This window comes from Clostridioides sp. ES-S-0001-03 (assembly GCF_020676075.1).
Lineage (GTDB): Bacteria > Bacillota > Clostridia > Peptostreptococcales > Peptostreptococcaceae > Clostridioides.
In genome coordinates, this window is the sequence record NZ_JACVWJ010000002.1 from 233,511 (window position 1) to 258,310 (window position 24,800).

Sequence of the window (24,800 nt, forward strand, 5' to 3'; positions counted from 1 at the left end):
AAAGATGAGGTGAAATTTGTTTATGAATAAAAAAGTAATGATAGGTATGAGTGGAGGAGTAGATAGTTCTGTAGCTGCATATCTTTTAAAACAGCAAGGATACGACGTCATTGGTGTTACTATGAAATTATGGCAAGACGATGACGAAGTTGAAAATGAAGGTGGTTGTTGCTCTTTATCAGCAGTTGAAGATGCTAGAAGAGTAGCAAATAAAATAGGAATACCATTTTATGTTCTTAATTTTAGAGAAGTATTTAAAGAAAAAGTAATAGATTATTTTATAGATGAATATTTAGAAGGAAAAACTCCTAATCCTTGTATAGCTTGTAATAAACATATAAAATTTGACGATTTTTATAAAAGAGCTAGACAAATAGGATGTGATTATGTGGCTACAGGTCACTATGCAAAAATAGAAAAAGATGAAGATACAGGAAGATATTTATTAAAAAAATCTGTTACAGATAAAAAAGACCAGACTTATGCACTTTATAATCTTACACAAGAACAATTAAAACATACACTACTACCAATAGGTGATTATGAAAAGGATAGAGTAAGAGAAATTGCTAAAGAAATGGGAATGGCAGTCCATAATAAACCCGATAGTCAAGAAATTTGTTTTGTTAAAGATAATGACTATGCAAATTATGTAAAAAAACATTCTGAAAAGCGTATTGAAGAAGGTTTTTTTGTAGATACTAAAGGAAATGTACTTGGAAAACATAAAGGGATACTATACTATACAATAGGACAAAGAAAAGGTCTTGGAATTACTTTTGGCAAACCAATGTTTGTAGTAGATATAAATCCAATAAATAATACTATTGTCCTTGGAGACAACGAAGAATTATTTAAAAAAGAACTTATTGCAAAAGATGTTAACTTTATATCAATAGACAAACTAGAAGAGCCATTAAGAGTTCAAGCAAAAATAAGATACTCTGCAAAACCATCACCAGCTACTATTTATAATGTTGGAGAAAATACTATTAAAATAGTATTTGATGAAGCTCAAAGAGCTATTACAAAAGGTCAATCTGTTGTAATGTACGATGGAGATATTGTAGTAGGCGGAGGAATAATAGAGAAAAGTTTATAAAAATATCTAAGAAACTTATAAAATAAGTAATATAGTCTATAAATCTAAAACAAAGTTTATAAAATAAATTTATTGTATATGAAAATATAGTATTGATTAATTTTGTAAAATTTAGTAATATAATTATTATATTAATTAAAAACAAATACAGTGATAAGGAATAGTAAAGTATTTGATGTCTTACAGAGAGAGGGAACATGCTGAAAGCCCTTAGAATAAAATATTTGAAGCAGCCTTTTAGTAGCAATTTTGAACAATGTACTTTGAATTAACAAGGTAGATTTAAGTAGAGATTGACGGTAGTTACGTTATAGCTAAGGTTTTCCGAAGATATCATAATTTTTTATGATAATTAGGGTGGTACCGCGATTGTCCTCGCCCCTATAAATTTATTTATAGGGACGAGGTTTTTTATTTAAACGAAAAAATATAATTTATTAGGAGGAACATAATATGGAAAAGATGGGACTAAACGAGATAAGAAGTAAGTTTTTAGAATTTTTTGAGTCAAAAGGTCACTATGTAGCAGATAGCTATTCTTTAGTACCAAACAATGACAAGAGTTTATTGCTTATAAACTCAGGTATGGCACCTTTAAAAAATTATTTTTCAGGTGTAGAAGTACCTCCAAGTTTAAGAATGTGTACATCTCAAAAATGTATAAGAACTGGAGATATAGAAAATGTAGGTATAACTGCAAGACATGCCACTTTTTTTGAAATGATGGGTAACTTCTCATTTGGAGATTACTTTAAAAGAGAATCAATTAAATGGGGATGGGAATTTGTCACAGAATGGCTAAGTATCCCAGAAGATAAAATATGGGTAACTGTATATGAAGAAGATGACGATTCTTATGATATATGGGCAAAAGAAATGAATTTTCCAGAAGAAAGAATGGTTAGACTTGGTAAAGATGATAACTTCTGGGAGATAGGTACAGGTCCTTGTGGTCCTTGTTCAGAAATATATTTTGATAGAGGAGAAGAATATGGATGTGATAATCCAGACTGTAAACCAGGCTGTGACTGTGACAGATACCTAGAATTCTGGAACCATGTATTTACTCAGTTTGATAGAGATGAAGAAGGAAACTACAGTTTATTAGAAAGTAAAAATATAGATACAGGTATGGGCCTTGAAAGAATGGGATGTATCATGCAAGGTGTGGACACTATCTTTGAAGTAGATACTATTAAGTCTATATTGGAAGCAGTTGAAAAGTTAACAGGAGTAAAATATGGAGTAAATCCAAAAAATGATATATCAATAAGAATAATAACTGACCATATAAGAGCTGTGACATTCTTAGTTAGTGATGGAGTACTTCCATCAAATGAGGGAAGAGGCTATGTTCTTAGAAGACTTCTTAGACGTGCTGCTCGTCATGGTAAACTATTAGGTGTAAAAGAATTATTCTTACAAAAACTGATAGATGAAGTTATAAAGGTAAATGATAAAGCATATCCAGTTTTAGTTGAAAAAGAAAGTTATATTAAAAAAGTTGTTGGAATAGAAGAAGAAAAATTCAATGAAACTATAGACCAAGGAACAGAAATATTGAACTCATATATAGAAGCATTAAAGAATGAAGGAAAAACTGTTTTAAGTGGTCAAGAAGCCTTTAAACTGTATGATACTTATGGATTCCCTATAGACTTAACTAAAGAAATTTTGGAAGAAGAACATTTATCTGTAGATGAAGAGTCTTTCAATGAAGAAATGGAAAAACAAAAAGAAAGAGCTAGAAATGCTAGAGGAAATATGGATGGAGAAAGTTGGAAGGAAGACCCTCTATCAAAATTAGAGTCTACTATAGATAGTATGTTTAATGGATATAGTGAATTATATGGTGAAGGAATTATTGAAGCTATAGTTAAAGAGGATGAATTAGTTCAAAATGCAAAAGAAGGTGATAAAGTATCTATAGTACTAGACAATACTACTTTCTATCCTGAAGGTGGAGGACAAGTTGGTGATTGTGGATTAATAACTAACGAAAATTTAGTAGTGGAAGTATTAAATACTAAAAAAGGTGCTAATAATAGTATAAAACATATAGGTATAATAAAATCAGGAAAAATAAGTAATGGAGATAAAGTAAAGACATTAGTAGATAGAGATGTTAGAATGTCTGCTGCAAGAAACCATAGTGCTACACATTTACTTCATAAAGCACTAAAAGAAGTATTAGGAGAGCATGTTAATCAAGCTGGTTCTTTAGTTACTCCAGATAGATTAAGATTTGATATTACTCACTTTGAAGCTATATCAAATGAAGAATTAAAAGTTATAGAAGAAAAAGTAAATAATGTTATTTTATCATCTTTAGACATAAAATGTGATATTATGAATATAAAAGAGGCAAAAGAAAAAGGAGCTACAGCACTATTTGGTGAAAAATATGGTGATGAAGTAAGAGTAGTTTCTATGGGAGATTATTCTACAGAACTTTGTGGAGGAACTCACTTGACAAATACTTCTCAGATAGGAATGTTTAAAATATTGTCTGAAGGTGGAGTAGCAGCAGGAGTAAGAAGAATAGAAGCAATAACAGGAAAAGCTGTTTATGAATACTTAAAAGAAAAAGAAGGAATTATATCTGAAGTTTGTGTAAATTTAAAATCTAAAGAAGATAATTTAATTCAAAGAATAAGTTCTTTATTAGAAGAAAATAAAAATTTATCTAAAGAATTACATGATATAAAGACTAAAATGAGTTTACAATCAGCTGATTCTATTTTTGATTCTAAGCTTGAAGTAAATGGAGTTAACTTAATAACTAATAAATTTGAAGGTATGGATATGGATACACTAAGAGAAACAGCAGATAATTTAAGAGATAAGCTTGGCTCTGGTGTAGTAGTATTGGCAAATGTAGTAGATGATAAAGTTAACTTTGTAGTTACTGCTACTAAAGATGTGTTAGATAAAGGAATACATTCAGGGAATATAGTTAGAGAAGTTGCAAAAATAGCTGGAGGAAAAGGTGGAGGAAGACCTAATATGGCACAAGCAGGAGCTAGTGACATATCTAAGGTTGACCAAGCTCTAAGCTATGCAAGTGAGGTTATTAAGACACAAGTTAAATAACATTCACTTAAGGAGGTTTTTAGTTTGGAAAAAGATTTAGACTACACTATGAAATTTGAAGGAATACCAGAAGATAGAATGAGTGTGGGAGATACGATAGATTTTGTATATAAAGCACTAGTTGAAAAAGGATATAACCCTATAAATCAAATTATAGGGTATCTCCTTTCTGGCGATTCTAGTTATATAACTAGTCATAAAAATGCAAGAGCTATAATTAAAAAATTTGAAAGAGATGAGATACTTGAAGAAGTAATCACGCACTATCTGAATAGAAAGTAGGTCAAATAAATGAGAAAAAAGATTATGTCATTGTTGGCAGTAGTTATTATGATTTTTGTATCAACTGCTAGCTACAGTTCTGCTGAAGAAAAGGGCAAAGTCATATTTATTGATATGAATAGGACCAATCTTGGAAGTATGTTGAAGGTTCCAATCTTAAAGAGTGAGCTAGAAAAGAGAGGTCATATAGCTCTTATGAATATAAGAGGGGATCAAGGTACTGATGATAGAAGGTCTTATGCTAGTATGGGTGCAGGAGTAAGAGCTGATGTAACTACTGAAGACTATATCAATTTTCAAAAAGTAGACCAAGATACTGCTAAAACTTTTGAAGTTGCAACAGGTCAAAAAGCTAAAGAGATAAATAATTTAAGTATTAATAGGTCAATAAATGAAAATCTAGAGTATGGAGAATATGGAGCAACCTTAGGTTCATTGGGAAAAACTTTATCAGAAAATGGACTAAAAACATCCGTAATTGGAAATGCTGATATAATTGAAAATAACCAATTGGTTAAAAATAGAAATTTATGTTTAGTTGCTATGGATCAATATGGAAGAATTGATTCTGGGAATATTGATGATATTAACAAAAAAGATTCTAAGATGCCGTTTGGAATAGTTACAGACTACGATAAGTTATTAGATGAAACTAAAAAGTCTTATAAAAATAGTGATGCTATATTTGTAGAACTTGGAGATACATATAGATTAGATATGTATAGATTGAATTTAAATGATAATACTTATGCTGCAATGAAGAAAAATATTGTAAAAAATATAGATAAATACCTTAAAGAAGTATTTTCTATGGTTGGAGAAAATGATACTGTTTATGTATCAAGTGCTTTTCCAAGTGATTTAGATTATAAAAATAAGAGAAGACTTTCTCCAATAATAAAATTTAGTGGAGAAGGAAAGGGTCTATTGGAATCTGCTACAACAAGAAAAGCTGGTATTGTTGCAAACTTAGATGTTGGAGTGGACATATTAAATGAGTTTGGTCTTAAAAATGATGAAATGGTGGGTAGAAGTTATACTTTGGTTGACAAAGAAGATAATGCTAGTTACCTAAAATCACTTTATAAAAAGATAGTATCTATATCATCTATAAGGTCAAGTATCATAAATGGATTTGTAGGTGTAATATCTGCCTCTTGGGTGATTGCAATGTTTGCAATATTCTTTAGAAATTACATGCCACATAAAGAGCGTGTATTCAAAGTACTTAAGGAGTTTATAAAATTGGGTATAATAATGCCTCTGTCATTTATGTTGGCTCCTTTGATGAATTTTAAGACCCCAATTACAATATCTTTGGGAATCTTTGTAACTACACTAGTGTTATACTTATTAGGTCGAAAGTTATTTAAAGACAATGATATAAAACATATGGGATTTTTTGCAACACTGACTATTTTAATAATAGTCATAGATTCTGTATTTGGAACATACTTAATGCAAAATAATATAATGAGTTATGATGCTGTTATTGGTGCCAGATACTATGGTGTAGGAAATGAGTATGAAGGTGTAACCATAGCAAGTGCAGTATTTGGTTTAGCAGTTTTATTACATTACAAGAAGGTTTCTAAGCCACTTGTTGTAATATTTTCATTAATAATACTTATAACTAGCGCATATCCTTCTATGGGGGCAAATGTTGGTGGAGCAATATCAGAATGTGTAGCATATTTGTTGTTTATAATGCTTATATATGATGTTAAACTAGACATTAAAAAAGTTGCACTATTAGCTATTTCAGCTGTGGTTGTTGTTTGTGCATTTGCAGCTCTAGATATAATCTCAGGTAGTGAATCTCACTTAGGAATGTTTGTACAAAGAATTTTCTTAAATGGACCAGGAGAGATATTGCAGACATTTGGAAGAAAAATTCAAATGAATATGCAATTAGCACAGACAAGTGTATGGGTAAATATTTTACTTGTGGGAATTGCTGTGATTGCAGTACTTATATTTAAACCATCTAGACACTTTAGAAAGATAATGAATAATTTTCCGATTTTGTTTAAAGGATTCATTGCATCTATGGTTGGTTGTATAATTACTCTTTTAGTTAATGACTCTGGTATAGTTGCTGCATCTACAGCATCTATATATATACTTATACCACTTATAATAATAAGCATAAACATGATAATATTTGAAAAAAATAACTAAAAATTTTTTAATGTATATATGCTTTGAATAAAAAGTTGCAATATGATTATTAATGTAAACCAAACAGCTTACATCAAAAATTCATATTGCAATTTTTGTAATTAATGAAATGTATATGTTTTATAAAATAAGGTAAATAAAAGGAGAAAATATGTTAGATGGAAGAATAATGGGTCTTGATGTTGGAGATAAAACTATTGGAGTTGCTGTAAGTGATTTAATGGGATTAACTGCACAAGGGATAAAAACGGTAAGAAGAGTTGGCAAGAAGAAGGATATTGAAGAATTAAAAGCTATAATAAAAGAAAAACAAGTAAATAAAATTGTGTCAGGATTACCAAAAAATATGAATGGTACTTTAGGACCACAAGGAGAAAAGGTAATTAAGTTTTGTGAATTATTAAAAGAAGAAACAGGAATTGATGTAGAGTTTTGGGATGAGAGACTTTCTACAGTAGCGGCAGAGAGATCTTTGTTAGAAGCGGATGTTAGTAGACAAAAAAGAAAAAAGGTTATAGATATGTTGGCAGCAGTAATAATTTTACAAGGATATTTAGATTTTAAAATAAATTCATAAAAGAACTATAAAATTGAATACTTATGATATATAATATAAATAATAAAAATAAAAATAAATTTGAGGTGAATGACATTATGGAAGAAAATATAATAAATTTAATTGATGAAAATGGTGTAGAAAGCCAATTTGAAATAATATTAACATTAGAAGCAGAAGGAAAAGAATATGCAATATTAATGCCTTTAGATGATGAAGAGGCTGAAGAAGCTTTAATATTTAGAATTGATGAAGATGAAGAAGGAGAAATACTAATACCTTTAGAAAGTGATGAAGAGTATGAAACTGTTGTAGCTGTATATACTGCTATAATGGAAGAAGAAGGTTTAAATTACGACGAAGATGAATCAAATGGACTTAACTAGGTAAATAATTAAGTTTGTATATAAAAAATCAGGTATTTTACTGTATTTACTTTAATTAAGAATTATTAATTGTAAAAAGTATTTATAGTATATATCTGTTTTTTTATTTTTTATTAAAAAATTTATAGATTTTGGTGAATAATATATCTTTTATGGGTATATATTTATATTATGAGAAGAAATTAAATTTTTTCAAATGTCTTGACAAAAAAAGAATTATCAATTACAATATTATTTAATAAAGATTATCAATTGAAAATAGTAAGGGTGATGTTATGGCAAACACAATGGATTTATTAAAAGACAAGTTAAAAGAAACTGGTTTTAAGATTACGCCACAAAGAAGAGCAATAGTTGAGATATTGCTTCAACATGACCATTCACATTTAAGTAGTGAAGAAATCTATGATTTAGTTAGGGTTGACTGTCCTGAAATAGGTCTAGCTACTGTATACAGAACAATGCAGTTATTAGACGAAATAGGATTAATATCAAAACTAAACTTAGATGATGGGTGTATAAGATATGAGATTAGTCTACATAAAGAAGACTGTCATAATCATCATCATCTTATTTGTAAAAATTGTGGAAAGATAATGGAAGCTAAAGAAGACCTTTTAGACAATATAGAAAAAGAAATACAATCATTGTACAAATTTAAAATACTTGATCATGATGTTAAATTTTATGGATTATGTGATGAGTGCAATAAAATAAGTGATTCAGAAGAATAATTCTTCTGTAATTTAATGTTGATGGAAGAATAGTATAGAACTTTTATATTCTATGCTATTCTTCCATTTTTTATTATAAATTTAAATATATAGTATAAATATAAATAGCTTTAAAGCTTTTTATAATTTTAATATTGAAAATATAATTAATCCTATAAGTATGAAAATAAATGATTTTTCTATAAAATTACTAAATGGTCCTCCAACTGTTAAAAATCCTAAGGAAATCTTTTTTTCACTTAGTGGATAAAAAAGTGGTATTCCTTGTTTTGTAAATAAATCCCCTAAAAACATATGGCTTGCATAGCCAAGTGTTCCATAAAAAGATAAATTATTAATACTAGTGATTAATTCTATTTGTTTTAGTAAAAAATATATTATGATGGTTGCAAATATACTATGAGAAAAGCTTCTGTGCTTTAGCCAGGGAAAAATTGACAACATTAGACAAAAAATTATAAAATATATTTCAACTTCTACGATGTATAAGCATATAGCTAATAGTATAAATATTAATGATAGAAAGATTTTTCTCAGAAATGTATGGGTTAGTTTTGCCTCAATAATTATAATTGCAACAAATGTAATTATTGCACTTAAATAAAAATTATCATTTATATTTATTGAAATAAAGAAAATAATAATATTAATAGCGTATATAAAAATTCTATATATGTATTTGGATATATTGTTTTTTAGAATGAAATTTGAGACCATAGAATTAGATTTATCCAAATCGGGCAGTACTGCAAAAGTAGCTGAAACTAAAATATCTACTAGAGATATAGGAATTGTAAAAATTAAAGATGTCTGGATAGCTGTTAAAATTCCTATTGCACAATGAGTTTTACCACGCATAAATCCTCCTAAAATATCAGATATTAAATCATATAATATTTAGAGGATATCAAAATAAAATAGGTTTGTCAAAATAATACGTTAAATGTATTTTAAATATAGCTTAAAATATGATACGAATTATGGTACAATAAGAATAACTGGTAGCGAGTGCGTGATTTGATATTATTTAAGATTGTAGAACGTGTTAAAAAATTAAATAGACAGAAGGAGATGATGCAATTGTTCAAAAAGAACACCAACAAGATAAAGGTAATGGCTTTAGGTGGACTTAACGAAGTTGGAAAAAATATGACTGTTGTTGAGTATAAAGATGAAATAATTGTTATAGATGCTGGACTTAGTTTTCCAGAAGATGAAATGTTAGGAGTAGATATAGTTATACCAGACATAACTTATTTAGTCAAAAACAGGGATAAAATAAAGGGTATATTTATTACACATGGACATGAAGACCATATAGGAGCTCTTCCATATATACTAAAAAAGATAAATGTTCCTGTATATGGAGCGAGACTTAGTATAGGTCTTATACAAGTAAAATTGAAAGAACATAAGATGAATAATGTTAAGTTAAATGTCATAACTCCAAGACAAGTTATAAAGCTTGATAATATGGAAGTAGAGTTTTTGAAAAATAACCATAGTATACCAGATGCTTACTCTATTGCAGTACACACAGACCAAGGGATAATATACCATACAGGAGACTTTAAGATTGACTTAACTCCAATTGATGGTGATGTTATGGATATGCATAGAATCTGTGAGTTGAGCAAAAAAGGAGTTCTTTTAATGTTGGCAGATAGTACTAATGCAGAAAAACCAGGATTTACTATGTCTGAAAAAACTGTTGGAGTAGGTCTTGATGAGTTATTTGCAAAGGGAAATGGTAGAAGAATTATAGTTGCTACGTTTGCATCTAACATACACAGATTACAACAAATAATAAATACAGCTGAAAAGTTTAATAGGAAGGTTGCTATATCAGGTCGTTCAATGGTAAATGTAGTTGGAGTTGCCAAGGAATTAGGATATTTAGATATTTCTGACGATATGCTAATAGATTTAAATGATATATACAAGCATGAAGATGGCGAGTTAGTGATAATAACGACTGGTTCACAAGGTGAGCCTATGTCAGCTCTTGCTAGAATGGCTTTTTCAGAACACAAAAAAGTAGAAATAAAGAGTGGCGATTTAGTTATAATATCTGCTCATCCAATACCAGGAAATGAAAAATTAATATCAAGAGTAATAAACTTCTTATTTGAAAAAGGAGCAGAAGTAGTATATAGTGATATAGCGGATATACACGTTTCTGGACATGCTTGTCAAGAAGAATTAAAGCTTATACATGCATTAGTTAGACCAAAGTTTTTTATGCCAGCTCATGGTGAATATAGAATGTTAAAAAGACATGCTGAAATAGCTGAACAACTTGGAATGGACAAGGAAAATATTTTTGTCATGCAAACAGGAGATGTTTTAGAGTTAGATAAAAACTCTGCTAAAGTAGCAAATCGTATACAAACAGGAAATATACTAGTTGATGGATTAGGTGTAGGAGATGTAGGTAATATAGTCTTAAGAGATAGAAAGCATTTATCAGAAGATGGTCTTATGATAGTTGTAGTAACTATTTCTAAAGATGAAGGCAAAGTTTTAGCAGGTCCAGATATAATATCTAGAGGCTTTGTGTATGTAAGAGAGTCTGAAGATTTAATGGATGGAGCAAAGGATATAATTAAAAACGTTCTAAACGAGTGTGAAGAGAAAAATATTAAAGAATGGGCTTATTTAAAGAATAACATTAAAGAAAACCTAAAAGAGTATTTATATCAAAAAACTAAGCGAAATCCAATGATACTTCCTATAATAATGGAAGTATAGGATATAAAGTTTATAAAATTGAAAAGTAGACCTCTTGTAATTTTTAAAATGATATCAAAAGATTAAATTGATATCATTTTAAGAATTACAAGAGGTCTTTTTAATATTGAAAAATTCAGATATTACATAAAATACCAATTATAACAATCTTTTATTAGTAAAAACTACTTATATATAAATTTTATTAATAGGAGGATATTTATGGATAATATTTCAAAACAAAATGCTAGAAAAGCTTTAAAACAAACTAAGATGGAAATAGCAGGAGAATATGGAATGAATTATGAAGATGCCTTTGAAATAATAGAAAATGCATCGAATAAAGGTGTTTTAGAAGGTTATTTTAAAAAGCTTGAAAAGAAAAAAAATTTAGGTCAAGGTATATCTAGGCATTTAGAATAAAAAAAGTTAATTGTGAGAAAATAAGTTTAAATAAACTTTAAGAGGTGACATCTATGAAAAAATTAGCTAGTACTGCTTTGGCTATATTACTTGCATTTACTCCTTTGAGTTTTTCTTTTGCAAATAGTAAGGACAATGCTGATGCCAACCAACTAAATATATCTTCAAAATCGGCAATTTTGATGGATGTTGGTAGTGGACAAATTTTATATGAAAAGGATGCTCATAAAAAGCTTCCTCCTGCCAGTGTAACAAAGGTAATGACAATGTTACTTATTGTAGAAGCTTTGGATTCAGGTGATATTAAACTTGATGATGAAGTACAAGTGAGTGAAACTGCATCTAGTATGGGTGGTAGTCAAATATTTTTAGAACCAGGAGAAACTCAAAAGGTTGATACTTTATTAAAAGGTATAGCTGTTGCTTCTGCAAATGATGCCTGTGTAGCTATGGCTGAACACTTGGCTGGAAGTGTTGAAGGGTTTGTTGATAGGATGAATTCTAAAGCAAAGGAGCTAAATATGAATGATACTCATTTTGCAAATACAAATGGACTTCCAGTAGCAAATCACTATACATCTGCTCATGATATAGCTTTAATGTCCAGAGAATTATTAAAACATGAAATGATAAGCAAATACTTAACTACATGGATGGATAAGGTTGTAGTAGGTAAAAAACAAGTTACAGTAGGTCTTGCAAATACTAATAAGCTTATAAAGCATTATCAAGGAGCTACTGGTGTTAAAACTGGATTTACTCAAGAAGCTAAATATTGTCTATCAGCATCAGCAAAAAGAGGTAATACTCATTTAGTTGCGGCGACTTTGGGTGCAGAAACTTCTCCTGAAAGATTTAATGATGCATCTAGTCTTTTAAATTATGGATTTGCAAATTATGAAAGCGTTAAGCTGTGTAGTAAGGGAGATAATATCGCTACACTTACATTAGATAAAGCTGATGAAAATAAAGTCAAATTAGTTGCTAAAGAAGACTTAAATGCTCTTATTAAAAAAGGAAGTTCTAAAAAGTTTGAAAAGAAAATAGAAATAGTAAAAAATCCTAAAATGCCAATTAAAAAAGGTACTGTTTTAGGAAAGATAAAGATATGTAAAGATAAAAAAGTAATAGGTGAAGTAGAATTAATAAATAATAAAGATATAAATAAGGCAAGTTACCTACAAATGCTTCAAAGAATAATTGATAATATGATATAATAACTTGCGATAAGATACAGCTATAATTCACATAAAAAATGCCCGTATAGAAGTACTATATGGGTATTTTTATTTAGTATATTAAAGATTGTTATAAGTATATGCTTACAATGATTATCTAAGTAAAGGCATACTGCCTGTAAGTTTATTTACTTGCTTTTTATTTCCATATATTCCTATACCAAAATACTGTAGTTCATCTTCTTGGACAGTGGCAATTTTTTGTGTGAATTCCTCATAAATATTACAACCTTGTGCAACATCTGAAAAATCTACAACAGTTAATCCTTCAAATTCAGGAGTGTATAATTTTTTACGTAAATTCTTTATAATTTCTTTGTTTCCTTTTAAGATAGGCACAGGTATAGCAACAATTCCTAAATGATTATTACCTGTTTTGTCAACTACATCTGGACCTACTATTTCTGGAGTATATTTACCTAGTGTAACTCCCATTACTGCTGCTGTATTTGATATAATTCCCATTGGTAAATTTTCATCTATTACCATAACACATTTTACATTTTTATTTTCCATTTTTCAATTCTCCTTTTTATCCTCTTTAAAATTATTTTTATCATTGTTTATAAATATATTTTGATATTGTTTAGGTGTAAGACCAATAAAGTTTTTAAAGAAATTTGTAAAGTGACTTTGGTCCACAAAGCCTGTTTGTATAGCAGCATCTATAGGTTCTATTCCATTTTCTAAAAGTTTCTTAGCTTTATTTACTCTTATATTTTCAAGGTATCTATAGGGTGTAATACCTTTTAATTTTGTAAAATTACGAAGTAATGAGTACTTATTCATTTTTGCTAGATAACTTAATTCATCAAGTGCTATGCGTTCAGCATAATTATTTTCTAAATAATCACAGACTATTTGAATTTCTGTATTTATTTTTTCTGAGTTAGATTGTAAAACTGGCTCTGTATATTCATTGATTATTTGTTCAATTAGGAAAAAGAATATTTCTTCTTTTTTAAAATCTAATTGTTCTTCCATAATTATATGATGTAGTTCTTGTAGTAAAGGTACTAATTCACTACGAAATATTACCTGCTGATTGAATTGAGGTAAATAATTTTTCCCTGTAATTTCTAATATAGCTTTTTGCATTATTTCTGGTTTAATATTAATACATCTATAATCAAGAACTTCATTATCTATTTGTTCACAAGTATGACTATCAAAAGGATTAAAAAGTAATAAATCTCCTGTGCTTGTGGTATACTTTTTGTTTTTGCATGATAAATATCTTTGACCTTTTTCTATAAAACCAATCACATAGTGTTCATGAAAATGGTTTGGAAAATTTTGCATAATACCTTTGAATCTATATGCTTCAATTTCTAATTCACTATCAAAACATACTGTGCGTTCTTCTTGTTTCAACTGGACAACCTCCTTTCATAATGTATAAAGTGTAACATATATTTTTTTGTAGTTCTTGTATGATATTGACTAAAAATTAAGAACAACTAAAAAAATGACAACTTAATTTTTTTAGTTGTCAAATTAAATAATATTTATATGTAATTTATTTTGCTAACCAATTAAAACTTCTGCCTTTTTCTTTACAAATAGTTAATGATTAAGTATTTTTTCAGTTACAATAACTTCGTCTAACATGTTTTCATAAGAAGCAAGCTCTTTTATAAATTTTAATACAAGGTCTGTATCTGATTCAACTGTGTATCTAAATTTTAGTTCATTATTTTCTACAGTACTATTCATTTTGTTGTTACCTTCATTTGTAATACACCAATAAGATAACAACAATGTCAGTTTATGTCAATATAATATTATACTACCAATAAGTGTAATTATTATATTTTTACAGCTAATATGATATAATAATAAAAGTTATAAAGTAAAAAATGAATTTTAATTTTATGCTTATATACACAATTATTATAATATAAAATAATTTTGATTATAAGTTATTTAATTGTTATAATAGTATTAAAAATTTAATTTAGGAGATGTACATTAATGTTAAGTATGAATATAGGAGAAATCGTAGCAAGTTTAGTTGGTATAGCCATGGCAATATCAATACATGAGTTTGGTCATGCATACTCGGCACATTTATTAGGTGATGATACAGCTAAGGCTTATGGAAGAATGACATTAAATCCTGTAAGACATGTCGACCCAATTGGTCTTTTGGCTATGTTTATTCTTAGAATAGGATGGGCAAAACCAGTCCCAGTAAATCCTAATAATTTTAAAAATTACAAGATAGGCAATTTGATAGTTTCACTTGCAGGTGTTTTCTGTAATGTTCTGACCGCTATAGTCTGTGTCATTATAAATAAATATGTGCACATGTATGCGATAAATACAATAGCTGAATATGTATTCTTATATAGTATGGGATTTGCAGCTTTTAATTTACTGCCTATACCTCCACTTGATGGATGGGGAGTTATATCTACACTTGTTCCATATAAATGGAATGAATATGTATATAAATTTGAAAATATGAGTTATATAATTTTGTTGATTGCTTTATTTACAGGGATATATCAAATAATATTAACACCAATATATACAGTATTACTAAGAATAGTATATTTATTTGTTTAATAAAATAAATAACTTAAAGAGGGATTAATATGAAGTATAATATACAATTACAAGTTTATGAGGGACCATTAGATTTGCTGTATGACTTGATAACTAAACATAAGATAGATATAAAAGATATATCAATTATAGATATAACTAAGCAATATCTTAATTATCTAAAAATGTTAGACAAAATGGATTTAGAGATAACTAGCGAATTTATAACTATGGCATCTAAGCTTTTAGAGATAAAATCTAAATACTTACTTTACAAACAAAAGGATGAAGAAGAAGACCCAAGAATAGAACTTATGGAGAAATTAGAAGAATACAGAAAATTTAAAATAGCATCACAAGATATAAAGGAAAATATAACTTATATTAATGAAAGATTTTATAGAACTAAAGAAGAAATAGTTATTGATGATAATGTAGATTTAGAAGATATATCAATAGAGGCAATAAAAAATATACTTCCATATATATTTAAGGTTAAAACATCACAAATTGAAAATACTAATGATGAAAAATTGGATAAAATAGTGAGAAAAAAGATAATATCTGTGGAAGAAAAAATAGTGTATATAAGAAATGTCATAAAAGAGAAAATAGAAGTTACTTTTACAAATATCATAAAATCATATGAAAATGATGAAATAATTGCTACTTTTTTATCTATATTGGAGCTTATAAAAGAAAAAGAGATAGTAGTGGTACAAGATATATTTTTTGATGATATTTTAATTAGAAAAAGTTCGGAGTGTTAAAATGAAAAGAGAAGATATAAAGTGTATTATAGAATCTATTATGTTTGCATATGGTGACCCAATAAGTATAAAAGAATTAAATTATATAATAAATAAAGAACTTTCATCAAAAGAGATAGAGATTATGTTAAATTTACTTATTGATGAATATAGAGAAAAAAATAGAGGTATTCAAATAATCAAATTGGAAAACAAATATCAAATGTGTACAAATGAAGATTATGCAGAATATATAAAAAAAATTATTGAACCAAAGAAAAAGAAAAGTTTGAGTCAAGCTACACTAGAGACTCTTACTATAATTGCATATAAACAACCAATAACGAAGGTAGAGATAGAAGATATAAGGGGAGTAAAATGTGATAAGGTGCTACAAACTCTATTTGAAAATCAACTTATAAGAGAGGCTGGTAGACTTAATAAAATAGGAAAACCTATAATTTATAAGACAACAGATGAATTTTTAAAGTTGCTAAATATAGAAAGTCTTGAAGAGTTGCCTGCTATAGAAACTTATCAAGAAGCATTAACAAATGAATAAAATGTTATACAAAGAGAATCTTAATTTTACAATAGAAATGTTAATTTTAAAATAAAAATATGGAGAACACAGTAATTTAGTTTATAGTTTTAAATTTTTTAGAAGGTTTAAAATACTCTAAGTTATTGTGTTTTTTTGTGTGAATATAAAAAAGTGGTTTTGGTAAAATAAATATGGTTAATTAAGTATAAATAGTAATTTTTTGATGATAATATAGACATGGAGATTAATGAATTACTTAATTTTAAATACTTAATAATAGCAATAATTTTTATAATAAGTATAATTGTATTGTTTTTAATGTCTCATATAAATATCTTATTAATAGCAGATATAAACAATAAAGATGTTTGTTTAAAACTTAATATAAAATACATGTTTGATTTAATAAATATAAATAGACAACTATATCCAGCTGAAAATAGTAACAATAATGATAAAAAAGAGGGGATGAAGAATAATATAGACTCTAGTATATTATTAGCTGATGACCTTTTAAGTATTTATAGACTATTAAAAAAGATAAAAATACATGAATTTTATTCAAACATTGATTTTGGAACTAAAAATGTAAGTTTGACATCTTCTGTGTATGTATTAATAAATACTCTATATGGAAATTTATTTAATATAATTGATGCAGAAAAAATATATCTAAATGTAAATCCAAATTTTACAAAAGATTACTTTTTGGGAAATGTAAGGATACATATAAGGTCAAGAATAAAAGATTTATTTCATTTTATAATAATGGTTAATAAGGTTATGAATAAAAATAAAGGAAATTATAAGGGAGGTGATAGTAATGAGAGCAACAGGTTCGATACAAAGTCTTATGGAAACAACTCTTGAAACTATTAAAGGTTCTATAGATGCAAATACTATTATAGGAGACCCTATAAAAACAGATACTACAGTAGTTGTTCCTATATCAAAAGTAACAATTGGATTTGGTATAGGTGGAGGAGAATATTCAAAAGGATATGATGAGAAAGATAAAAATATTGAAATAAAAAGTGAAAAAGCAGATACAAATTTTGCAGGAGGTAGTGCAGGAGCTATATCTGTACAACCAGTAGCATTTGTAGTAGTTGAAAGTGGAGAAACTAGAATAATGAGTTTAGATAGTAATATTAATCTAGTAGATAATATCTTGTCTATAACTCCTAGAGTATTAGAAAAAATTCAGAATATATCTCAAAATAATAAAAATACAGACAAGAATAATATGTAGTATAAGATTAGAATACTTTTGAAAATAAAATATATCCTTAAGGAAAATAGTGAGATTGATATAAGTCTCACTATTTTATAATGTAATTTAAATGTTTTTTACTTTATACCTAATAATATTTTAGTTTAAAACAATTTAAATGGATAATAAAGTTTATCTATAGTATAATTATAAAAAGAAAAGAAGTATTATATTAGAGATATATAAACATATTGGGGGGATAAGAGGGAGTCCCAATTATTAATTTTGAGGTGAATTTTATGAGTGATAAAGAGTTATCTATTTTGTTGTTGGAAAGTATGAATAACTTTCATAATTTAATAAAGATTATTAATAATGAAAGATATAAAAAAGGTAAAGTACTTACAGAAAGGCAATTTTTTGCTTTAGTAAGTATAAGAAAGCATAATAAAATGGAACTTAAAAATTTAAGTAGAGACTTACATGTATCTACTTCTAGTTTGTGTATATTGCTTAATAAGCTAGTTGAGCAAGACTATGTATATAGAGAAGAAGATAGTAGAGATAGACGAAATACTTTTTATGGAATAACTGAAAGTGGAGAAAAAATACTAGATGATGAAATATTAAAATTTATATCTATAATAAGTGATAAAATGAACTGTTTAGATGTAAAAAACAAAGATAAATTATTTGATTCTTTGGAAGACTCTAGAAATATAATTGAGCAATTATTTTAAAAAGGAGAATTTGATATGCAGATAAAATGTTCTAAAGAAATATTAAAAAGCTTGGATGATGCTATAACTGTAGTTACTGTGTTTGAAGATGAGAATGTTTCTACAATGTTTGATAAATTAAATATTGTAAGTAAAAACTTCAGTGCTAAAGAAAATAACATAGAGATTGTGACATTGCTCGAAAATGAAAATCTAATAGATATTTGTCTAGTTGGTCTTGGTAAGAAAGAATCTTTAGATAAGGAAAAACTTAGAATCATAGGGGGCAATTTATGTAAAAAAATAAAAAGTATATTGAGAAATAAAGTATGTAAAAATAATGATATTAACATAATAAATATTAATTTAGATATAGAAGAGATAGGTGCTTTTTCAGAAGGAATATTGCTTGGAAACTATAAATTTGATAAATATAAGACAAAAAGTAAAGAATTTGAAGAAAGAGAAATAGAGAATATAATTATATTCACTGAAAAAGAAGCAGATTGTCAAATAGAAAAAGCTAGAATACTATCTAATTCAACTATAATAGCTAGAAATCTAGTTAACGAACCATCAAATATAATATACCCAAAGACATTGGCAATAGAGGCAGTTAGACTTGGGGCAGAGTATGGATTTAATGTTGAGATTTATGAAGAAGAAAAAATAAAAGCATTGGGTATGGAAGCTTTTTTTGCTGTATCAAGAGGTTCAGTTAATAAACCAAGATTTATAGTAATGAGATATTTTGGAGATGAAGAGAATTCAGATATACTAGGTCTAGTGGGCAAAGGATTGACTTATGATACTGGTGGATATTCTTTAAAATCAAATGCATCTATGCTAGATATGAAAACAGACATGGCTGGAGCTGCAAGTGTAATAGGAGCTATGTGTGCCATATCTCAGAGTAAATTAAAGAAAAATGTTATAGCAGTAGTAGCTGCATGTGAAAATGCTTTATCGGGAGGTTCATATAAGCCAGGAGATATAATTAACTCTATGGCAAGAAAAACTATCGAAGTTTTAAATACAGATGCAGAAGGTAGACTTACATTAGCCGATGCAATATATTACATTATTAATAATGAAAAAGTAACAAAAGTTGTTGATGTAGCAACATTGACTGGTGCAGCTTTAACATTATTAGGTAATGTTGCAACTCCTGTAGTAACAAATAATGATGATTTTTATTGTGAATTGGAAAAAGCATCTACTTTATCTGGAGAAAGAGTTTGGAAGATGCCTCTTTATGATGAGTTTAAAAATATGGTAAAGGGAGAAGAAGCAGACCTTAAAAATACTGGAGGTAAAAATGCTGGATGCATAACAGCAGGAGCCTTTATTGGAGAATTTGTTGGCAGTACTCCATGGATACATATGGATATAGCAGGTACAAGTACATCATCAAAATCAAAGGGATATAAATCAAAAGGAGCGACAGGAGAGCCTGTTAGGACATTGTATTATTTAGCAGAGGTATAAAATTATATATTACAAAAACTATAGTTTAATGTGTAAAGCCACTTGGATATTTTTAAAACTTAAAAAATATCTAAGTGGCTTTATTTATAAATTTAAACAAATTATTTACTCTTTTTCTTTTTTTCAAGGATAAAGGTATCTATATTGGATAAAAGAGGAAGTATGTACACAATGCTAGTAGCAAAAATAAATATGAAAATGGTAGTTGTATTGTAACTTAAAAAGCTATAGTAATATTGTGAATCAGTAAATGTATTTAGTAAAAATATAAATGAAAAATAAATAAGACAAATTCCAAAATTATCTCTAAATGCATGTCTGTTAACTTTAAATTTTCTTACATCAACCATATAAATATTTGCATATATTATCAAACATTTAGAGAAGATAAATAGAAAATATATGAAGCTAGGAAATTCGTATCCTAAGTTTTTAGAAAAAATAAGTTCTCCAACAGAACAAACTAAACTCCAAGAAAAAAATATGTTAAAAAAATGATACTGTTTAAAAACTAATATAGCTATACATATGTAGATACAAATATGGCTAATTCCAATTGGTAAGGAATTCAAGGTGCTATAATTCCCTGAAGAAATAATTAAAATTTGTTCTAAAGCAACGACTATTACCATTAAGGTACAAAGTATTTTTTCAACTGTGTAACTATAGGGTAAAATATTTTTTGTTAGCTTTGGACAATGATATAGAAATAATCCGAATATAAAAAGACTTACAAACTGTTCACTAGAAAAAAGAAAAATTTTAAACATAGAGCATTCTCTCCTATAATAAATTAATATGTACCTATATAAATATATTCATCCTCTGTCAATTTAATATATAAAAAATTTAATAAAGTTAAGATTTTATATAGAAAATTTAAAGAGATAAAAGTTTTTAAATTTCGTAGTCATAGTGGCCATATTAGAATCGTGTCAAAAAATAAAAATATTTTTATTTATTAAAGTTTTTGGGAATAATAATAACAAATATTAGAACTAATTAACAGTTTTTGTAAGTATTTGACAATAGAGAGGGTGTAACAAATGGGAATAATAGAATCAGCATCAAAGTTAGCTGAGATAGTTCATTTATTAGCAATTGAAAAAGGGATAACAGATATAGAAGCATGGGATGAAGCGATAGAAGAATATAGTAAAATTTATGAAAATAAGAGAGAACAATATAGAAGTTAAAAATAAAATTTTGCTGACAAAAAACTCATTATACTGGATAAAATTTAATTGTTTATGAAAATATCAAATAATATATACAAATAAAATAAAAAATGGTATCTCAATTACAATTTAAAAAATCATTTTGAGATACCATTTAATAGCAAATTTACATAGAAATTAAACATTTCAGACTTTAAATTTATTTTAATAAATATTTAGAGATAGAATGTTTACTTATCTATGTTTTTTATGTAGCCTCTTTTTTCTAGTTTTTTTATATGTTCTTTGCGTATTTCATCAAGATTAATACCATATTGTTCTTCTAGTTTAAACATCATAGTTACACATGTTTGAGCCACGTCCATCAATTCTTTAGCAGTTTTCTTTATAATATCAACTTCATCTAAGTCATTATTTTCTCCACTTAGATTTCTGAATTTGCCTATACATTCAGCTAGTTCGCCTTGCTCTTCACCCATTTTGATAAATGTAGATTCCAGTGTTGGGTCTAAATTATTAAGTTCTGGTAAAGATATAGTTTTTAGTTTCATAAAAAGCTCCTTTCAAATTATATATTTATACTAAAATACTATAACAAAAATAATAATAAAAAGAAACTTTAAATTCAACATAAAAACTCATATATATAATAAAAATATTGAAATAAATCTATATTTGTCTTAATACAGCTTCATATAGGACTTCTCCAATAGGTCTATTAATTACAAGAGATGCAGATTTATCATAAACTGTGTTTGCCTTATTAATAAGAGCAATATATTTACCTTTGTAATAATCTATAAAACTAGCTGCTGGATATACAGCCAATGATGTACCTCCTATAATCAGTAAATCAGCATTACTTATAGCAGAAATTGTCTTAGTAATAACATCACCATCAAGAGCTTCTTCATAAAGCACTACATCAGGTTTTACTATAGAGCCACAATCATCACAATGAGGAATATTACCTCCTAGATTTAGCATAGCTTCTAAATTAAAAAATTTACCACAGTTAGTACAGTAATTTCTATGTACAGAACCATGAAGTTCTAAAACATTCTTACTTCCAGCCATTTGATGAAGTCCATCAATATTTTGAGTTATAACAGCTTTAAGTTTCCCCATTTCTTCTAGCTTTGCCAAAGCTATATGGGCATTATTAGGTCTTGCATTAGGATATATCAGTTTATCTTTGTAGAATTCAAAGAACTCTTCTGGATATTTAACAAAAAAAGTATGTGAAACTAATTGCTCAGCAGTAAATTGTTTATTGAGTTTTTGACTAAAAAGTCCAGTAGAGCTTCTGAAATCTGGTATATTAGATTCAGTTGAAACACCTGCTCCACCAAAAAATACTATATTATTATGATTAGATATTAAGTCTTTTAGGTTATTTGCATCCATAGTTTACACCTCCAAAATTATTATATATAGATTGTACTACATATTATAAAGTTTATGTTACTTTATTAGATTCTGAGTATCTTCTTAATGTTTTACAAATCAATTTAAAGAGTGGGCATAAATAAAATTATATGAGCTAAAAGAGTTTATATTTTTCAATATATAAATAGATAAATTAAAATCAGAAATGAAAATAAAGAAAGTATAAATAAAATGTATACATAATATAAATAGACAATATTTACTAAAATCATAAGTTGTCGTATAATTATATTAAAATTGTTTTAGTGTTAAAAGAAGGGCGGGGGAAGTAAGTGAAGAAAAAAGCAGCTTTAGCAACATTAGCTGTATTGCCATTAACTATGGTAAATGCACATGCTGATGGAGAAATAGGTATAGTGACTATAAATTATTTAAATGTAAGAAATGAACCAACTGCCGAAAGTAGTATATCTTTTGTTGCTAAAAAAGATGATAAAGTTTTAATAAAAGACTCTTCTAATGGATGGTATAAAATAAAAGCTGAATCTGGACAAGAAGGTTGGGCTTCATCAAAATATATAGCAAAATCTAATGGTGACTTTTTAAGAACATCTACAAATAAAGAAAAACAGGTTACCTCAAATAGTTTAAATATGAGAAATGGAGCAGGAACAAGCTATAGAGTTATAACTGTATTAAAAAAGGGACAAAAAGTAGAAGTAATATCAGAAAGCAATGGCTGGTCAAAAATCAAATATGATGGAAGACTAGGTTATGTATCGAGTTCTTATCTAGGAGATGTATCAAGTTCAACTAATAAATCAAAAACTAAGCAGGTAAATACAACTTCACTAAATGTAAGAAGTGGCCCAAATACAAGCTATGGTGTATTAGGTAAGTTACAAAAAGGAAGTAAGGTAGAAGTAATATCAGAATCTAATGGATGGTCAAAAATAAAGTATAATGGAAAAGATGGATATGTATCTAGTATGTATTTATCAGATGCAGGTCAGAGTGATACAAATAATTCTAGCCAAGATACTGATAAAAAAAATACTAATAAATTTGTAAATACAGCCTCTTTAAATGTAAGAAGTGGTCCAGGCTCTACATATAGTAAATTAGGAAAAGTCTATAAGGGAAGCAAAGTAACTGTGATGTCAGAAAGTAGTGGATGGGCTAAAATTAATTTTAACAATAAAGAAGCATTTGTTGTGGGGAATTATCTAGCTGATTCGACAGATACATCAGATGATAATACAAATAATAATAACTCAAATAACAATTCCAATAATAATGGAAATAATGATTCTACAACGTCAGGACAAGTAAATGGTATGGCAAATATAAGTGGAGCTAAGATTGATTACAAATCTTTAAACTATACACTAGCTTCTCATGTAAGTAAACAAGTTGAGAAAGCAACAGCAGGAGGGAATGTAATAGCTCCAGGTAATAGAAAAAGTACCCCAAGTCCTGAATTTAGTACATTTTCAGCACAAAGAACAAGTTCATTTGTAAATGCTAGTTCAAGTGACATAGAATATTATTTAAATCCTAAAAACTTTACAAATACTACAAAAGGTATGATGCAATTCTTAAAAATTAATAGCTATAGAAGTGGTATATCAGAGTCAAGCTTAAATTCATACCTTAATGGATTATCTTCTAGTGTATTTAAGAATCAAGGAGCCGCATTTATAAACGCTGCTAAGAAGTATAATATAGATGTAGTATATCTAGTATCTCATGCTATGTGGGAAACTGCTTATGGTAAATCTACACTTGCACAAGGTCAGACATTGACTTCTTATAAAGGCCAAGCTCTTAGCAAACCAGTTAAAGTGTATAATTTTTTTGGAATAGGAGCAATAGATAAAAGTGCCAATGTTTCAGGAGCAGAGGCAGCATATTCTAATGGATGGACTAGTATTGAAGCTACGATAGATGGTTCTGCAAAATGGATATCTCAAAACTATGTAAATAGTTCTAAGTACAATCAAAATACTATTTACAAGATGAAGTGGAATTATGATTATACATGGCACCAATATGCAACTGATGTAAATTGGGCTAATGGAATTTCTGGAATTATGGAAAATTTAATTGGCCTTTATGGTGGTGGAAGTAGTTTAGTCTTTGAGGTACCACAATATAAGTAATACATAAGTAAAAAATATAGACTATGGGTAGTTTTTCATTTTGTTTAAATTATCTGTAGTCTTTTTGTATATAATTTACAAGA

25 protein-coding genes and 1 other annotated feature are annotated in these 24,800 nt (G+C 27.7%); of the genes, 19 read left to right on the plus strand and 6 right to left on the minus strand.

What is annotated here, in order from left to right; all coding sequences use genetic code 11:
* Window positions 1–22: 22 nt before the first annotated feature.
* The 7 genes from mnmA (at window position 23) to IC174_RS04300 (ending at window position 8,334) form a co-directional block, all read left to right on the plus strand.
* Complete coding sequence (gene mnmA, locus IC174_RS04270; protein ID WP_227482242.1) at window positions 23–1,102, plus strand: tRNA 2-thiouridine(34) synthase MnmA; 1,080 nt, start codon at window positions 23–25, stop codon at window positions 1,100–1,102.
* A gap of 141 nt (window positions 1,103–1,243) precedes the next feature.
* Window positions 1,244–1,488 (plus strand) — a binding site (T-box leader).
* A 67-nt stretch (window positions 1,489–1,555) separates the two neighbouring features.
* Entirely contained in the window at window positions 1,556–4,195 is a 2,640-nt protein-coding gene (gene alaS, locus IC174_RS04275) for an alanine--tRNA ligase (RefSeq protein WP_227434193.1), read from the plus strand.
* 24 nt (window positions 4,196–4,219) lie between these two features.
* Entirely contained in the window at window positions 4,220–4,477 is a 258-nt protein-coding gene (locus IC174_RS04280; protein ID WP_003419418.1) for an IreB family regulatory phosphoprotein, read from the plus strand.
* A 9-nt stretch (window positions 4,478–4,486) separates the two neighbouring features.
* Complete coding sequence (locus IC174_RS04285) at window positions 4,487–6,658, plus strand: hypothetical protein (protein ID WP_227482243.1); 2,172 nt, start codon at window positions 4,487–4,489, stop codon at window positions 6,656–6,658.
* Between the two features lie 151 nt (window positions 6,659–6,809).
* Window positions 6,810–7,235 (plus strand): Holliday junction resolvase RuvX, encoded by a 426-nt coding sequence (gene ruvX, locus IC174_RS04290; protein WP_227434195.1) that lies wholly within the window; start codon window positions 6,810–6,812, stop codon window positions 7,233–7,235.
* A 77-nt stretch (window positions 7,236–7,312) separates the two neighbouring features.
* Window positions 7,313–7,600 carry a DUF1292 domain-containing protein gene (locus IC174_RS04295; RefSeq protein ID WP_009889069.1) on the plus strand — a complete coding sequence of 96 codons (288 nt, stop codon included), beginning with the start codon at window positions 7,313–7,315 and terminating at the stop codon, window positions 7,598–7,600.
* Window positions 7,601–7,875: 275 nt separating this feature from the next.
* Window positions 7,876–8,334 (plus strand): Fur family transcriptional regulator, encoded by a 459-nt coding sequence (locus tag IC174_RS04300; RefSeq protein WP_227434196.1) that lies wholly within the window; start codon window positions 7,876–7,878, stop codon window positions 8,332–8,334.
* A 120-nt stretch (window positions 8,335–8,454) separates the two neighbouring features.
* Here IC174_RS04300 and IC174_RS04305 read toward each other — a convergent pair whose 3' ends face one another.
* Window positions 8,455–9,192 (minus strand): metal-dependent hydrolase, encoded by a 738-nt coding sequence (locus tag IC174_RS04305; RefSeq protein WP_227434197.1) that lies wholly within the window; start codon window positions 9,190–9,192, stop codon window positions 8,455–8,457.
* Window positions 9,193–9,408: 216 nt separating this feature from the next.
* Here IC174_RS04305 and IC174_RS04310 point away from each other — a divergent pair, with 216 nt between their 5' ends.
* From IC174_RS04310 to IC174_RS04320, 3 genes are all read left to right on the plus strand, one after another.
* Window positions 9,409–11,085, plus strand: coding sequence for a ribonuclease J (locus IC174_RS04310; protein WP_227434198.1), 1,677 nt, complete (start codon window positions 9,409–9,411; stop codon window positions 11,083–11,085).
* Between the two features lie 201 nt (window positions 11,086–11,286).
* On the plus strand, window positions 11,287–11,487 hold the full coding sequence (locus tag IC174_RS04315; protein ID WP_227434199.1) for a CD1290 family small acid-soluble spore protein: 201 nt from the start codon (window positions 11,287–11,289) through the stop codon (window positions 11,485–11,487).
* Window positions 11,488–11,540: 53 nt separating this feature from the next.
* Window positions 11,541–12,704, plus strand: a complete 1,164-nt coding sequence (locus IC174_RS04320) for a D-alanyl-D-alanine carboxypeptidase family protein (protein ID WP_227434200.1) — start codon at window positions 11,541–11,543, stop codon at window positions 12,702–12,704.
* 114 nt (window positions 12,705–12,818) lie between these two features.
* On the opposite strand, the gene IC174_RS04325 is transcribed toward IC174_RS04320, so the two are convergent.
* The 3 genes from IC174_RS04325 to IC174_RS04335 form a co-directional block, all read right to left on the minus strand.
* Entirely contained in the window at window positions 12,819–13,241 is a 423-nt protein-coding gene (locus IC174_RS04325) for a DUF2000 domain-containing protein (protein ID WP_227434201.1), read from the minus strand.
* Window positions 13,242–13,244: 3 nt separating this feature from the next.
* Entirely contained in the window at window positions 13,245–14,099 is an 855-nt protein-coding gene (locus tag IC174_RS04330) for an AraC family ligand binding domain-containing protein (RefSeq protein ID WP_227482244.1), read from the minus strand.
* Window positions 14,100–14,291: 192 nt separating this feature from the next.
* A complete protein-coding gene (locus tag IC174_RS04335) occupies window positions 14,292–14,441 on the minus strand; it encodes a hypothetical protein (RefSeq protein ID WP_227482245.1) in 150 nt (49 codons plus the stop codon).
* A 258-nt stretch (window positions 14,442–14,699) separates the two neighbouring features.
* Here IC174_RS04335 and IC174_RS04340 point away from each other — a divergent pair, with 258 nt between their 5' ends.
* From IC174_RS04340 to IC174_RS04380, 8 genes are all read left to right on the plus strand, one after another.
* Window positions 14,700–15,296 (plus strand): site-2 protease family protein, encoded by a 597-nt coding sequence (locus tag IC174_RS04340; protein ID WP_227434204.1) that lies wholly within the window; start codon window positions 14,700–14,702, stop codon window positions 15,294–15,296.
* Between the two features lie 29 nt (window positions 15,297–15,325).
* Window positions 15,326–16,045, plus strand: a complete 720-nt coding sequence (locus IC174_RS04345) for a segregation and condensation protein A (protein WP_227434205.1) — start codon at window positions 15,326–15,328, stop codon at window positions 16,043–16,045.
* Between the two features lies 1 nt (window position 16,046).
* Window positions 16,047–16,586 (plus strand): SMC-Scp complex subunit ScpB, encoded by a 540-nt coding sequence (gene scpB, locus IC174_RS04350; RefSeq protein WP_227434206.1) that lies wholly within the window; start codon window positions 16,047–16,049, stop codon window positions 16,584–16,586.
* Window positions 16,587–16,805: 219 nt separating this feature from the next.
* Window positions 16,806–17,438, plus strand: a complete 633-nt coding sequence (locus IC174_RS04355; protein WP_227434207.1) for a DUF2953 domain-containing protein — start codon at window positions 16,806–16,808, stop codon at window positions 17,436–17,438.
* Window positions 17,392–17,820 carry a GerW family sporulation protein gene (gene ytfJ, locus IC174_RS04360; protein WP_227434208.1) on the plus strand — a complete coding sequence of 143 codons (429 nt, stop codon included), beginning with the start codon at window positions 17,392–17,394 and terminating at the stop codon, window positions 17,818–17,820. Before IC174_RS04355 ends, ytfJ begins: the two co-directional genes overlap by 47 nt.
* 260 nt (window positions 17,821–18,080) lie before the next feature.
* Window positions 18,081–18,521, plus strand: a complete 441-nt coding sequence (locus IC174_RS04365) for a MarR family winged helix-turn-helix transcriptional regulator (protein ID WP_227434209.1) — start codon at window positions 18,081–18,083, stop codon at window positions 18,519–18,521.
* Window positions 18,522–18,536: 15 nt separating this feature from the next.
* Window positions 18,537–19,988: a leucyl aminopeptidase gene (locus IC174_RS04370; RefSeq protein WP_227434210.1), complete on the plus strand. Its 1,452-nt coding sequence runs from the start codon at window positions 18,537–18,539 to the stop codon at window positions 19,986–19,988.
* 1,046 nt (window positions 19,989–21,034) lie between these two features.
* Window positions 21,035–21,184, plus strand: a complete 150-nt coding sequence (locus tag IC174_RS04380; protein WP_227434212.1) for a hypothetical protein — start codon at window positions 21,035–21,037, stop codon at window positions 21,182–21,184.
* Window positions 21,185–21,396: 212 nt separating this feature from the next.
* Here the strand turns inward: IC174_RS04380 and IC174_RS04385 are convergent, their stop codons facing one another.
* Both IC174_RS04385 and IC174_RS04390 read right to left on the minus strand, forming a co-directional pair.
* Complete coding sequence (locus IC174_RS04385; RefSeq protein ID WP_009905401.1) at window positions 21,397–21,717, minus strand: MazG-like family protein; 321 nt, start codon at window positions 21,715–21,717, stop codon at window positions 21,397–21,399.
* A 118-nt stretch (window positions 21,718–21,835) separates the two neighbouring features.
* Window positions 21,836–22,573 (minus strand): NAD-dependent protein deacylase, encoded by a 738-nt coding sequence (locus tag IC174_RS04390; RefSeq protein ID WP_227482246.1) that lies wholly within the window; start codon window positions 22,571–22,573, stop codon window positions 21,836–21,838.
* 314 nt (window positions 22,574–22,887) lie between these two features.
* Between IC174_RS04390 and IC174_RS04395 the strand changes: the two genes are divergently transcribed.
* Window positions 22,888–24,717, plus strand: a complete 1,830-nt coding sequence (locus tag IC174_RS04395; RefSeq protein WP_227482247.1) for an SH3 domain-containing protein — start codon at window positions 22,888–22,890, stop codon at window positions 24,715–24,717.
* Window positions 24,718–24,800: the final 83 nt, after the last annotated feature.